Here is a 13,137-nt window from a genome sequence, read left to right on the forward strand (position 1 = left end):
TTGGTCGGTACGCGGCTCACGCGGCGATCGGTGCCTGCGGCGGCGCCGGGGAACTCCCGTTGTCATCGGGATGATCATCGTCATTGTCCGCCTCGTCCCGCCATCGCCAATCGGCCAGGGTCAGTGCCGGCATGCCATGCGCCACGCGCGCCTTGTCGCACTGCGGGCTGGCCTTGCCGTACTCCCACGACGCATCCACCTCGCGGCACACGCTGGGCCGGTTGGGGTGGATGCTGCAACGCGAGTACACGCCGATTTCCGCATCCAGCGCGACGCAATAGACCGGCTTGGACAGGGTGCCGCGCATGCACAGCCGGTGCGGGTCCAGCACCTGGGTCAGCTCGTGCGGCACGCCGCCGGGGGTGACCTCATCCGATTCCATCCAGTGGAAGGCCACCCGGTACTGGGTGCAGCAGGCGCCGCAGGTGAGGCAGGGATGGGGCATGGGGCACCGGCGTGAAGGGGGGGATCCACGCCATGCGTGGATGGGGTGGGAAGGGCGCGAATTTTCCACGCCACGGCTGGCCGCGCAAGATTTTTCTGCAGCGGCGACAATGAACGGATGAACAGCGCCCTCAATATCGCCGCGCGGCTGCCCGAACTGGCCCGCGAACGCCCCGACCAGATCGCCATCCGTTGCCCCGGCAAGCCCGGCGCCGACGGCATGGCGCGCTACGAAGTGACCCTGGATTACCGCACCCTGGACGCCCGCAGCGATGCGATGGCGGCCGGGCTGGCCGCCTATGGCATCGGTCGCGGCGTACGCGCGGTGGTGATGGTGCGGCCCTCGCCCGAGTTCTTCCTGCTGATGTTCGCGCTGTTCAAGAACGGCGCGGTGCCGGTACTGGTCGACCCGGGCATCGACAAGCGCGCGCTGCGCCAATGCCTGGACGAAGCCCAGCCGCAGGCCTTCATCGGCATCGGCCTGGCCCACGTGGCGCGCCTGCTGCTGCGCTGGTACCCGTCGGCCAGGCGCCTGGTCACGGTGGGCCGGCGCTGGGGCTGGGGCGGTACCACCCTGGCCCGGATCGAGGCCGCCGGCGCGGGCGCGCCGCAGCCGATGGCCGCCACCGACGGCGAGGATGTGGCCGCGATCCTGTTCACCAGCGGCTCCACCGGGGTGCCCAAGGGCGTGGTCTACCGCCATCGCCACTTCGTCGGCCAGGTCGACCTGCTGCGCAATGCCTTCGGGATGGAACCCGGTGGCGTGGACCTGCCGACCTTCCCGCCGTTCGCGCTGTTCGACCCGGCACTGGGCCTGACCTCGGTGATTCCGGACATGGACCCCACCCGCCCGGCCAAGGCCGACCCGCGCAAGCTGCACGATGCCATCACCCGCTTCGGGGTCACCCAGCTGTTCGGCTCGCCGGCGCTGATGCGGGTGCTGGCCGACCATGGCCAGCCGCTGCCGGGCGTGCGCCGGGTCACCTCGGCCGGTGCGCCGGTGCCGCCGGACGTGGTGGCGCGGATCCGCCGCCTGTTGCCCGACGATGCGCAGTTCTGGACCCCCTACGGGGCCACCGAGTGCCTGCCGGTGGCGGTGATCGAAGGACGCGAGCTGGAGAGCACCCGCCAGGCCACCGAGGACGGCGCCGGCACCTGCGTCGGCCGGGTGGTGGCGCCCAACCAGGTGCGCATCATCGCCATCGACGACGCGCCGCTGCCGGACTGGTCGCAGGTGCGCGAGCTGCGCGTGGGCGTGGTCGGCGAAATCACCGTGGCCGGGCCCACCGCCACCGACAGCTACTTCAACCGCCCGCAGGCCACCGCCGCGGCCAAGATCGGCGAAGTGCTGGCCGATGGCAGCACCCGGGTGGTGCACCGGATGGGCGATGTCGGCTACTTCGACGCTCAGGGCCGCCTGTGGTTCTGCGGGCGCAAGACCCACCGCCTGGAAACCGCGCACGGGCCGCTGTACACCGAACAGGTGGAACCGGTGTTCAACACCGTGGAAGGCGTGGCGCGCACCGCGCTGGTCGGGGTGGGCGCGGCCGGCCGCCAGCAGCCGGTGCTGTGCGTGGAACTGCTGCCCGGCAGCGGCGACACCCCGGCACTGCGCGACCGCCTGCGCCGCCAGGCCGACGCGCACGCGCATACCCAGCGCATCGACCGCTTCCTGATGCACCCCGGCTTCCCGGTGGATATCCGCCACAACGCCAAGATCGGCCGCGAGAAGCTGGCGGTCTGGGCCGCAACCCAAGTGGAAACGCACGCATGAAGATCCTGGTGACCGGTGGTGGTGGATTCCTCGGCCAGGCCCTGTGCCGTGGCCTGGTCGCGCGCGGCCACCAGGTGCTCAGCCTCAACCGCGGCGATTACCCGCCGCTGGCCGTGCTGGGCGTGGGCCAGATCCGCGGCGACCTGGCCGATGCCGCCGCGGTGCGCCATGCCGTGGCCGGGGTCGATGCGGTGTTCCACAACGGGGCCAAGGCTGGCGCCTGGGGCAGCTATGACAGCTACCACCGCGCCAACGTGGTCGGCACCGACAACGTGATCGCCGCCTGCCGCGAACACGGCGTGGCCAGGCTGGTCTACACCTCCACGCCCAGCGTCACCCACCGCGCCACCCATCCGGTCGAAGGCCTGGGTGCGCACGAGGTGCCCTATGGCGAAAATTTCCAGGCGCCGTATGCGGCCACCAAGACCATCGCCGAACAACGCGTGCTGGCCGCCAACGATGCCAGCCTGGCCACGGTGGCGTTGCGCCCGCGCCTGATCTGGGGCCCGGGCGACCTGCAGCTGGTGCCGCGCCTGGCCGAGCGTGCCCGTGCCGGCCGGCTGCGCCTGGTCGGCGACGGCAACAACCTGGTCGACACCACCTACATCGACAACGCCGCACTGGCCCACTTCCTGGCTTTCGAGGCGCTGGCCCCGGGCGCGGCCTGCGCCGGCAAGGCCTACTTCATTTCCAACGGCGAACCGCTGCCGATGCGCGAACTGCTCAACAAGCTGCTGGCTGCGGTCGGCGCACCGCCGGTACACAAGTCGATCAGCTTCAAGACCGCCTACCGCATCGGTGCGGTGGCCGAACGGCTGTGGCCGCTGCTGCGCCTGCGCGGCGAACCGCCGATGACGCGCTTCCTCGCCGAGCAGCTGTGCACGCCGCACTGGTACAGCATGGAACCGGCGCGGCGCGACTTCGGTTACGTGCCGCAGGTGAGCATTGACGAAGGGCTCACCAGACTGAATTCTTCATTGCGCGCACAGGGCGCCATCACTCGCTGAACACCGCGGCTTGGTGAAGATGGCAGCACGCCAATCCGGCACGCACTACATTCTGCGAGGGTCGACATGCTGCATTACGCCGTCATCTTTTTTGTCATCGCCATCATCGCGGCGGTGCTCGGCTTCTCCGGCATCGCCGGCGCGGCCAGCAACATCGCCTGGGTTCTGTTCGTGGTGTTCCTGATCCTGGCGGTGGTGTCGATGTTCCGCAAGCGAGGTTAGTCTGCGGGCACCCCGCGCCACTCTCTCCGGCGCGGGGTGCCCGGGCAAGCCTGCCGACGGTCTGGCGTGCGCAAGCACCCCAGGCCGTCGTCGCATCAGCGGTCTGCCGCGACCGAACTGCGCAGGGCGCCTTCGCGCGCATGGCGCTCCAGCGCCAACTCCAGCAGCCGGCTGATCAGGGCGGTGTAATCCAGCCCGCTGGCCGCCCACAGCTTTGGATACATGCTGATCCGGGTGAAGCCGGGCAGGGTGTTGATCTCGTTGATCACCACCTCGCCGGTGCGGGTGAGGAATACATCCACCCGGGCCAGGCCGGCGCAGTCCAGCACCTGGTAGGCGCGCACCGCGATGGCGCGGATGCGTTGCTGGTCCGCGTCGCTGATCGCCGCCGGTACCACCACGTCGGCGCCATGCTCGCTGATGTACTTGGTGTCGTAGGAGTAGAACGCGTCGTGCACCACCACCTCGCCGCACACGCTGGCTTCGGGCCGCTCGTTGCCGAGCACCGCGCACTCGATCTCGCGGCCGTCGATGGCCGATTCCACCAGTGCCTTGTGGTCGTAGGACAAGGCCAGGGCCAGCGCGTCGCGGAATTCCTGCGCGTTGCCGACCTTGCTCACCCCCACCGAAGAGCCCTGGTTGGCCGGCTTGACGAACAGCGGCGTGCCCAGCTGCGCCACCAGCGCGGCATGGTCGGCGCTGCTGGCGGTGACGCGGTTGAAGCAGGCGAACGGCGCCACCGCCAGCCCGGCATCGCGCAGCAGCCGCTTGGCCACGTCCTTGTCCATCGCCACTGCCGAGCCGAGCACGCCCGAGCCCACGAACGGCAGGTTGGCCATGCGTAGCAGGCCCTGCAGCGAACCGTCCTCGCCCAGCGTGCCGTGCACGATCGGGAATACCACATCGATCTGTTCCAGCGCGCTGGCCGGGTCGACCGGTACCAGTTGCCGCTGCGCCACGCCGGGGCGGACGGCCACCGCCTTGCCCGACCGGTGCAGTGCGATCCGCGCCGGGTCGTCGGCATGCAGCAGGAAGCCCTGCGGGTCGCTGACATGCCACTGGCCCTGCTTGTCGATGCCGATCAGGGTGACCTCGAAGCGTTCCCTGTCCAGGGCATCGAGAATGTTCCTGGCCGATTGCAGCGAGACCTCGTGCTCGGCCGACCGGCCGCCGAAGATGATGCCTACCCGCGTCTTGCCCATGCCTGTTGCCGCTCCTGCGTGTTCTGGAATCGCAAGGATGGACCGGCGCGCGGTGCCTGGCAAAAAGCGTCTGCGATGCCGATGTGGCCGTCGCCCGTCGCCCGTCGCGTGGCGAGGCGCCAACGCCGCAGGCGCCCGTCGTTCAAGGGGGCGCGGTAGAATGCGCCGATGGCCCGTTCCCTCCTCAGTTCCCTCAAGCCGCTGGCCGGCAATGCGCTGCAACTGGCGCTCAACCGCGCGCTGGCGCTGGACCCGGACACCCGCAGCGCGCTGGCCGCGCTGGATGGCCGGCATATCGCGCTGACCCTGGAATCGCCCGCGCTGGCGATGCGGATCGGGGTGGACGGTGAGCGGTTGACCGTGGGGCCGGTGGATGCGCAGCAGGAGCCGGACCTGGCCGTGCGCAGCACGCTGGGCGGGGTGCTGGCGCAGTTGCCGTTGCTGGCCAATGCGCGCCGTGGCGGCGATGCCCCGGCCGGGCGGGTCAAGGTCTCCGGCGATGCCGAACTGGCGCGGCGCCTGCAGCAGCTGGCCAGCCGTTTCGATCCGGACTGGCAGCAGCCGTTCGTGCGCGTGTTCGGCGAGGTGCTGGGGGTGCAGGTCGCCCACAGCCTGCGCTCGGCCCTGCAGCACGCGCGGCGCGGCGCGTCCGACCTGGCGCACAGCGCCGCCGAATATGTCACCGAGGAGTCCCGCGACGTGGTAGCGCGTGCAGAACTGGAAGCTTTCCATGACGACGTGGACGTGATCCGCGACGATGTCGAGCGCATCGCCGTGCGCGTGCAGCGCCTGGGCCAGGTGCGCGCATGAAGGCGATGTTCCGCGCCACCCGGATCGGCCGGGTGATCCTGCGTTACCGCCTGGACGACCTGCTCGAAGGCACCGTGGCCGAACGCTGGCTGCGCCTGGCCAAGCCGTTCGTGCCGCGCGCCTCGGCCGACATCGCGGTGCAGTCGCGCGGCGCGCGGCTGCGCCTGGCGCTGCAGGACCTGGGGCCGATCTTCGTCAAGTTCGGGCAGATCCTGTCCACTCGCCGCGACCTGATCCCGGCCGACATCGCCAACGAACTGACCCTGCTGCAGGACCGGGTCAAGCCGTTCGACGGCGACGCCGCCCAGCGCATTGTCGAGCAGGCGCTGGGCCGGCCGGTCAGCGAGGCGTTCGCCAGCTTCGACCTGCAGCCGCTGGCCTCGGCCTCGATCGCCCAGGTGCACGCGGCCACCTTGGCCGACGGCCGCCAGGTAGTGGTCAAGGTGCTGCGCCCGGACATCGAAAGGCAGATCGATGCCGACATCGCCCTGCTCAAGTCGGCCGCCGCGCTGGTCGAGCGCGCCCATCCGCGCGCCGACAAGATCCGCCCGCGCGAAGTGGTGGCCGAGGTGGAAAACACCCTGGCCGCCGAACTGGACCTGCAGCGCGAAGGCGCCAACGCCAGCGTCCTGCGCCGCAACTGGATCGATTCGGACGACCTGTACGTCCCGGAAGTGATCTGGAGCCATACCGCCGAACGCGTGCTGACCCTGGAGCGGGTCTGGGGCATTCCGTCGGACGACATCGCCGCCCTGGACAAGGCCGGCATCGACCGCCAGGCGCTGGCCGCCAAGGGCGTGCGGGTGTTCTACACCCAGGTGTTCCGCGACAACTTCTTCCACGCCGACGCGCACGCCGGCAACATCTGGGTCGATACCGACCCGGCGCGCCGCGACAACCCGCGCTTCATCGCGCTGGACTTCGGCATCATGGGCCAGCTCTCGCAGGAAGATCAGTACTACCTGGCCGAGAACTTCATGGCGATCTTCAACAAGGACTACCGGCGCATGGCCGAGCTCCATGTCGAGGCCGGCTGGATGCCCGGCAACGTGCGCATCGACGAACTCGAAGCGGCCGCCCGTTCGGTGTGCGAACCGTACTTCACCCGGCCGCTGTCGCAGATCTCGCTGGCCGAGGTGCTGATCAAGCTGTTCCGGGTGGCGCAGCGGTATGAACTGACCCTGCAGCCGCAGCTGATCCTGCTGCAGAAAACCCTGCTCAACATCGAGGGCGTCGGCCGCCAGCTGGACCCGCAGCTGGATATCTGGGCGGTGGCGCGGCCGGTGCTCGAGCGCATCCTGCGCGAGCGCTACAGCCCGCGCCGGGTGCTGAAGGAAATCCGCAAGCGCCTGCCGGAGATCATGACCCACACCCCGGACATGCCGCGCCTGGTGCACGCCTGGTTGAAGCAGCAGGTGGAAGGCGGCCATGAGCTGTCGATGCGTTCGCAGGACCTGGTGGCGCTCAACAGCAACCTGCAGAAGCTGCAGAAGCGCGCGGTCGCCGCGATCGCCGGGGTTGGCCTGCTGATCGTCGCGGCGGTGCTGTACGGCATGCAGCCCGGTGGCTGGTACTTCGGCGATGCGCCGCTGTGGAGCTGGATCAGCGGTGCGGCCGGCCTGTTCTCGCTGGCCAGTGCGTGGTGGCGCCGCTGAGGCCGGCCGCCGTTCGCCGCCCGGGCTGAACCGTCGCCGATGGCGCTGCCTGCAGCGGACGGGGATAATCGGTCGGTGAACGACATCGATACCGCCGCCGATACCGCCCGCCACGCGGCCCCCCTGCAATTACTGCACCTGGACGAACGCCTGGCCGTGGTCAACAAACCCGCCGGGCTGATGGTGCATGACAGCAAGCTGGCCCGTGGCGAAGACGATTTCCTCGCCGACCGCCTGCGCGACCAGCTGGGCAAGCCGATCTTCCTGGTGCACCGGCTCGACCGCGCCACCAGCGGCTGCCTGCTGCTGGCCTTCGATCGCGACAGCGCCAGTGCGCTGGGCAAGGCGCTGATGGGCGGGGATGTCGGCAAGGACTACCTGGCGATCTGCCGCGGCTGGCCGGCCGAGGAAGCCTTTACGGTCGACCACGACCTGGATGGCGGCCCCGGCAAGCCGGCCAAGAAGCAGGCCATCACCCATTTCCAGCGCGTGGCCGTGGGCGAAATCGCCGTGCCGGTGGGCGAGTTCGCGACCTCGCGCTATGCCCTGCTGCGCTGCCAGCCGCAGACCGGTCGTTTCCGCCAGATCCGCCGCCATCTCAAGCACCTCTCGCACCACCTGATCGGCGACACCAGCCACGGCGACGGCCGCCACAACCGCAGCTTCCGCATGCAGGGTATCCACCGCATGCTGCTGCACGCCGAGCGGCTGCGCTTCCCGCATCCGGACGGCACGCCGATGGATGTCAGCGCGCCGGTGGAAGGCGAATTCGCCAAGGCGATGGACCTGTTGGGCTGGCATCGCTGAACACGGGGTGTGCGCTGCGGCCGGCCGGGCGCAGCGCGGCTGGATTATTTCGCCGGCGGCGTACGCGGTGCCGGAACATCAACGATCGGTGGCTGGGTTTCGTTGGCGATGGCCTGCATGTCCTTTTCCAGGTCGGCCAGCAGCGGTTCCATCTTTTCCCGGATCGCCACCATGACGTTCTGCATCAGCAGCGGGGTCTTGTCCAGCAGGCTCTGGCCGGCCGAGCTCTCGTAGAATTCGGCCATCGCCAGCACGTCTTCCTTGCTGAAGCTCTTCTTGTAGAGGTCGACATACATCGGCCGCAGCTCCTGCCACGACAGTGCCTTGCGGATGGTGGCGGTAGTGCGCTGTTCCATCCGCTGCAGCTGCTCGGTCTGCTGGGCATCCAGCTGGCGCTGCCGGGCGATCTGCTCGAACTGCTGGCGCTGCATGCTTTCCAGCTGCGGCAGCATGCCGTCCAGCAGGCTCTGCGCGCGCGAGGCGGCCAGCAGGCGGTTGATGTCGGCGTCCGACGGCGGCGTGGCCAGTGCCGGGGCGGCGGCGGCCAGGCCGAGGACAAGGGCCAGGGCCAGGGCCAGGCCGAACCGGGCCAAGTAACGAATCGAGGGCATGTGCGGGGCATCCTGCGTTGCGTGGAAGCTCGAGGATACCCGCCCGGCGCCGCCGGTGGGCCGCATTTTGTCGACGTTATCGGCGTCATCGGGGATGTTGCGCCCACCCGCCGCAGCGGTCCTGCCTTTACAATGCGGCCCATGGCCTCCGGACCCGTCACCATCAACGCGCACCTGGCGATCCCCGATACGGAGATTGTCGAGCGGTTCGTGCGTGCCAGTGGCGCCGGCGGGCAGAACGTCAACAAGGTCTCCACCGCGGTGGAGCTGCGTTTCGACGTGGCCGGCTCGCCCTCGCTGCCCGAGCCGCTGCGCGCGCGCCTGCTGGCGCGGCGCGACCGGCGCATGACCGGCGACGGCGTGCTGGTCATCGATGCCCAGCGTTTCCGCACCCAGGACCGCAACCGCGAAGACGCGCGCGAGCGCTTGGCCAGCTTCATCCAGGCCAGCCTGAGCGTGCCCAAGCCGCGTGTCGCCACCAAGCCGACGTACGGGGCGAAGCTGCGTCGCCTGGATGAAAAAAAGGGCCGCGCGCAGATCAAGCGCGGGCGCACCACACGCAATTGGGAGTGACTGCTTGAACAACCAACGACCGCTGTTGCCGGCCATTCCGCCCAACATGCCGCAGGTCAAACCCAACCGCTTCATCCGCTGGCTGGCCCGCTGCACGCTGCGGCTGGGCGGCTGGCGGGTGGTGGGTACCTTCCCGGACGTGCCCAAGCTGGTCTTCATCATCGCCCCGCATTCCTCCAACTGGGATGGCTTCTGGGGCATGGCGGCCAAGATCGCGCTGGGCATGCAGGTCAAGGTGCTGGGCAAGGCCTCGCTGTTCTGGTGGCCGCTGGCGCCGCTGCTGCGCAAGCTGGGAGTGATTCCGCTGGACCGCAGTTCGCCGCAGGGCACGGTCGAACAGGCGGTCAGCCTGATCCGCGGCTCCGAGCGTATGTGGTACGCGCTCACCCCCGAAGGCACCCGCAAGGCGGTGACCCACTGGAAGGCCGGCTTCCTGAAGATCGCGCGGATGGCCGACGTACCGGTACTGGCGGCCTATTTCCACTACCCGGAGAAAGTCATCGGGATCGGCCCGCTGTTCTATTCCAGCGGCGACGATGTGGCCGACATGGCCGCCATCCGTGCCTACTACCGGCCCTGGCAGGGCAAGAACCGCGGCACCGCCTGAGCACCGCCAGGCCGGGCGGCCACTGGCGCCGGGGCCCGCACAGCCAGGCGCCACGACCGGCACATGCCCGTCGCCGGCATTGGGAGTAGGGTTGTCGGCCGCGGCATCGCGCCGCCGTATTCCATTCCCAGGAGCCCGTTTCATGTCGCGTACCGTAGTTTTGGCCGCTGCCATCAGCCTGGCGCTGGCGGCCTGTTCCGGCAAGGAGTCCACCGCCGTGTCCGATCCCCAGACCCCCGCCGCCTCGCAACCGGCCGACGCCTCCACCAATCCCCTGTTGAGCGCCAGCACGCTGCCGTTCCAGGCGCCGCCGTTCGACAAGATCAAGGACAGCGATTATCTGCCGGCCTTCAATGAAGGCATGAAGCAGCACCTGGCCGACGTCCGCAAGATCGCCGACAACCCCGAGCCGGCCACCTTCGACAACACCATCGAAGCGCTGGAGCGCAGCGGCGAAACCCTGAACCGGGTGTCGCGCATCTTCTTCGGCCTGGTCCAGGCCGATACCAATGAAGCGCGCCAGAAGATCCAGGAAGAAGTCGCCCCGAAGCTGGCCGCGCACCAGGACGAGATCAACCTGGACCCGAAGCTGTTCGCGCGCATCAAGAGCATCTACGACCAGCGCGATGCGCTGGGCCTGGACCCGGTGCAGAAGCGCCTGGTCGAGCGCGACTACCAGGAGTTCGTGCGTGCCGGCGCGCAGTTGAGCGATGCCGACAAGGCGTCGCTGCGCAAGCTCAACGTGGAAGAAACCACGCTGGCCACCCAGTTCCACACCCGCCTGGTCGCCGCCACGGCCGCCGGTGCGGTGGTGGTCGACGACAAGGCCAAGCTGGCCGGCCTGGACGAGGACGCGATCAACACCGCCGCGGCCGACGCCAAGGACCGCAAGCTGGACGGCAAGTACCTGCTGCCGCTGCAGAACACCACCCAGCAGCCGGTGCTGGCCTCGCTGAGCGACCGCGAGCAGCGCGCCGCCGTGCTCAAGGCCTCCGAAACCCGCGCCGAAAAGGGCGATGCCAACGATACCCGGCAGACCGTACAGCGCCTGGCCCAGCTGCGTGCGCAGAAGGCCAAGCTGCTCGGCTTCGACAACTACGCCGCCTACAGCCTGGCCGACCAGATGGCCAAGACCCCGGCCGCCGCGCTCAAGCTGCTGACCGATACCGTGCCGGCGGCTACTGCCAAGGCGCGTGGCGAGATCGGCGAAATGCAGAAGGTGATCGACACACAGCATGCTGGCGCAAAGACCGGCGGCTTCAAGCTGGCCGCGTCGGACTGGGACTTCTACGCCGAACAGGTGCGCAAGGCCCAGTACGACCTGGACGAAACACAGATCAAGCCGTATTTCGAGATGGACAACGTGCTGAACAACGGCGTGTTCTACGCCGCCACCCAGCTGTACGGCATCACCTTCAAGCCGCGCACCGACATCCCGACCTACCATGCCGACATGAAGGTCTACGAAGTATTCGACAAGGACGGCACCTCGCTGGCCTTGTTCTACACCGACTACTACAAGCGTGACAGTAAGTCCGGCGGCGCCTGGATGGACGTGTTCGTCGAACAGGACGGCCTGACCGGTGCCAAGCCGGTGGTCTACAACGTCTGCAACTTCACCAAGCCCGCCGCCGGCCAGCCGGCGCTGCTGAGCTTCGACGACGTCACCACCATGTTCCATGAGTTCGGCCATGCGCTGCACGGCATGTTCTCCAAGGTGAAGTACCCGTCGATCGCCGGCACCAGCACCTCGCGCGACTTCGTCGAGTTCCCCTCGCAGTTCAACGAGCACTGGGCGCTGGACCCGAAGGTGTTCGCCAACTACGCCAAGCACTACAAGACCGGCGAGCCGATGCCGCAGGCGCTGGTCGACAAGATCCTCAAGGCGCGAACCTTCAACCAGGGCTATGCGACCACCGAGTACCTGTCGGCCGCGCTGCTCGACCTGGCCTGGCACACCCAGCCGGCCGACGCGCCGCTGCAGGACGTGGCGCCGTTTGAAGCGGCCGCGCTGAAGAAGTTCAAGGTCGACCTGCCGCAGGTGCCGCCGCGTTACCGCACCACCTACTTCGACCACATCTGGGGCGGCGGCTATTCGGCCGGTTACTACGCCTACTTCTGGGCCGAAGTGCTCGACCACGATGCCTTCGAGTGGTTCAAGGAAAACGGCGGCCTGACCCCAGAGAACGGCCAGGTGTTCCGCGACAAGATACTCTCGCGCGGCAACAGCGTGGAGCTGGCCGACCTGTACCGCGACTTCCGCGGCAAGGATCCGTCGGTGGAACCGCTGCTGGTCAACCGCGGCCTGAAGTAGGCGCCAACCGTTGGTGGGTGCAGGCAGGTACCGACCGTTGGTCGGTACGCCGCCCGACGGTACACGTTGCAAAACAAACGGCAGGGGAAACCCTGCCGTTTTTGCGTTCGGGATCGCCGGCACCGCGCCATCCACGCATGGCGTGGATCTACGTCACCACGCGTTCTCAACCGCGGTAGATCCACGCCATGCGTGGATGCCCTCGGTTCGGCCGTGCGGATGCATCACGTCCCCACGTGCACGCCTTCCACGATCTCGCTGCGGCCCAGGTGGTCCAGCGCGATCTCCAGCCCATGCATGTAGCTCTGTGCGCAGTAGCCGTGCGCCACGCCGATGCGCCGGCCCACGTCCGGCGGCAGGCACGCCTCCGGCGCGCGGGTGTCGTCGTCGTGCACTTCCACGTAGGCATTGTGCAGGTGCGGCAGCAGCCGCTGCAGGCGCACGCTGTCCACGCACGCGCCCGGGTCGAGCAGGGTGATCTCGCCACGGCTGTGGTCGGCCACGCGCAGCGCATCCAGCAGTTCCTGCTCCGAGCCACAGGCGCGGATCGCCACCGTGGTGCCGGCATCGATCGCGCGGTGCACCAGCGCCTTGAGCACCGGTGCCGGCAACGGCGGCGCGGTGCGGATCAGCGGCCCGCTCGCTTCGGGCCCACGGATGATGAAGATCGACATCGCTCAGCCCTCCATCGCCTGCAGCCGGCGCGCGGCGATGGCCAGCGACAGCCGGCAGGCATCGGCGCGGCCGCTGCTGCACACCACGCGCGCGGCCGGTGCATGCTGCGGGTGCAGGTGTTCGTCCAGCGCGTCGTCGTCGTTGCTGGCCATCTCGATGTACGGTGCCGGCAGCGCCTCCAGCGCCGTGCGCAACGCCTGGCCATAGCGCGCCCATTGCGGTGCATCCACCGCAGCGGTGGCGATCAGCACCAGCGCCGGGCGGCTGCGCTGGGCCCGTTGCAGGCAGCGCAGCAGCGCCGGCAGGGAGTCGCAGTCGCGGCAGGCCAGGCGGTGCCCGCCAACGCGCACCGGCAGCGGCGATGCGTCCGGCACGGCGTTGGGCGGCGTGTGCCGGATCAGCAGGATGGTCATGGACGGTCTCTTCAAGGCGCCGT

General features: G+C 68.9%; 14 protein-coding genes. 9 read left to right on the plus strand and 5 right to left on the minus strand.

What is annotated here, in order from left to right:
- Positions 1-16: 16 nt before the first annotated feature.
- Positions 17-445 carry a YkgJ family cysteine cluster protein gene (locus AC3ITM_RS01170; RefSeq protein WP_228884651.1) on the minus strand — a complete coding sequence of 143 codons (429 nt, stop codon included), beginning with the start codon at positions 443-445 and terminating at the stop codon, positions 17-19.
- A gap of 117 nt (positions 446-562) precedes the next feature.
- Here AC3ITM_RS01170 and oleC point away from each other — a divergent pair, with 117 nt between their 5' ends.
- From oleC to AC3ITM_RS01185, 3 genes are all read left to right on the plus strand, one after another.
- Positions 563-2,218: an olefin beta-lactone synthetase gene (oleC, locus tag AC3ITM_RS01175; RefSeq protein ID WP_489267769.1), complete on the plus strand. Its 1,656-nt coding sequence runs from the start codon at positions 563-565 to the stop codon at positions 2,216-2,218.
- Positions 2,215-3,225, plus strand: a complete 1,011-nt coding sequence (oleD, locus tag AC3ITM_RS01180; protein WP_489267771.1) for a 2-alkyl-3-oxoalkanoate reductase — start codon at positions 2,215-2,217, stop codon at positions 3,223-3,225. The genes oleC and oleD overlap by 4 nt, the downstream gene beginning before the upstream one ends.
- Before the next feature lie 66 nt (positions 3,226-3,291).
- The gene (locus tag AC3ITM_RS01185) at positions 3,292-3,447 is read left to right on the plus strand and encodes a DUF1328 domain-containing protein (protein WP_228884647.1); all 156 of its coding nucleotides are present in this window, start codon (positions 3,292-3,294) and stop codon (positions 3,445-3,447) included.
- 95 nt (positions 3,448-3,542) lie between these two features.
- Here the strand turns inward: AC3ITM_RS01185 and ddlA are convergent, their stop codons facing one another.
- Positions 3,543-4,649, minus strand: a complete 1,107-nt coding sequence (gene ddlA / locus AC3ITM_RS01190) for a D-alanine--D-alanine ligase (protein ID WP_489267773.1) — start codon at positions 4,647-4,649, stop codon at positions 3,543-3,545.
- 168 nt (positions 4,650-4,817) lie between these two features.
- Here ddlA and AC3ITM_RS01195 point away from each other — a divergent pair, with 168 nt between their 5' ends.
- From AC3ITM_RS01195 to AC3ITM_RS01205, 3 genes are read left to right on the plus strand one after another with little or no spacing between them, the layout of a single operon-like run.
- A complete protein-coding gene (locus AC3ITM_RS01195) occupies positions 4,818-5,459 on the plus strand; it encodes a ubiquinone biosynthesis accessory factor UbiJ (protein WP_489267774.1) in 642 nt (213 codons plus the stop codon).
- Positions 5,456-7,114: a ubiquinone biosynthesis regulatory protein kinase UbiB gene (ubiB, locus tag AC3ITM_RS01200; protein WP_489267776.1), complete on the plus strand. Its 1,659-nt coding sequence runs from the start codon at positions 5,456-5,458 to the stop codon at positions 7,112-7,114. Before AC3ITM_RS01195 ends, ubiB begins: the two co-directional genes overlap by 4 nt.
- 39 nt (positions 7,115-7,153) lie before the next feature.
- Positions 7,154-7,921 carry a pseudouridine synthase gene (locus AC3ITM_RS01205; protein ID WP_489267777.1) on the plus strand — a complete coding sequence of 256 codons (768 nt, stop codon included), beginning with the start codon at positions 7,154-7,156 and terminating at the stop codon, positions 7,919-7,921.
- A gap of 44 nt (positions 7,922-7,965) precedes the next feature.
- Here the strand turns inward: AC3ITM_RS01205 and AC3ITM_RS01210 are convergent, their stop codons facing one another.
- Positions 7,966-8,532, minus strand: coding sequence for a DUF2059 domain-containing protein (locus AC3ITM_RS01210; protein WP_489267779.1), 567 nt, complete (start codon positions 8,530-8,532; stop codon positions 7,966-7,968).
- 141 nt (positions 8,533-8,673) lie between these two features.
- Here AC3ITM_RS01210 and arfB point away from each other — a divergent pair, with 141 nt between their 5' ends.
- From arfB to dcp, 3 genes are all read left to right on the plus strand, one after another.
- Positions 8,674-9,105 carry an alternative ribosome rescue aminoacyl-tRNA hydrolase ArfB gene (arfB, locus tag AC3ITM_RS01215; protein WP_228884641.1) on the plus strand — a complete coding sequence of 144 codons (432 nt, stop codon included), beginning with the start codon at positions 8,674-8,676 and terminating at the stop codon, positions 9,103-9,105.
- A 46-nt stretch (positions 9,106-9,151) separates the two neighbouring features.
- Positions 9,152-9,712 (plus strand): lysophospholipid acyltransferase family protein, encoded by a 561-nt coding sequence (locus AC3ITM_RS01220; RefSeq protein WP_228884890.1) that lies wholly within the window; start codon positions 9,152-9,154, stop codon positions 9,710-9,712.
- Positions 9,713-9,854: 142 nt separating this feature from the next.
- Positions 9,855-12,026: a peptidyl-dipeptidase Dcp gene (gene dcp / locus AC3ITM_RS01225; RefSeq protein WP_489267781.1), complete on the plus strand. Its 2,172-nt coding sequence runs from the start codon at positions 9,855-9,857 to the stop codon at positions 12,024-12,026.
- A 224-nt stretch (positions 12,027-12,250) separates the two neighbouring features.
- Here the strand turns inward: dcp and AC3ITM_RS01230 are convergent, their stop codons facing one another.
- Entirely contained in the window at positions 12,251-12,700 is a 450-nt protein-coding gene (locus AC3ITM_RS01230; RefSeq protein WP_489267783.1) for a 3-dehydroquinate dehydratase, read from the minus strand.
- A gap of 3 nt (positions 12,701-12,703) precedes the next feature.
- On the minus strand, positions 12,704-13,114 hold the full coding sequence (locus tag AC3ITM_RS01235) for a hypothetical protein (protein WP_489267785.1): 411 nt from the start codon (positions 13,112-13,114) through the stop codon (positions 12,704-12,706).
- Positions 13,115-13,137 lie beyond the last annotated feature (23 nt).

This window comes from Stenotrophomonas sp. KH_029 (assembly GCF_057839765.1).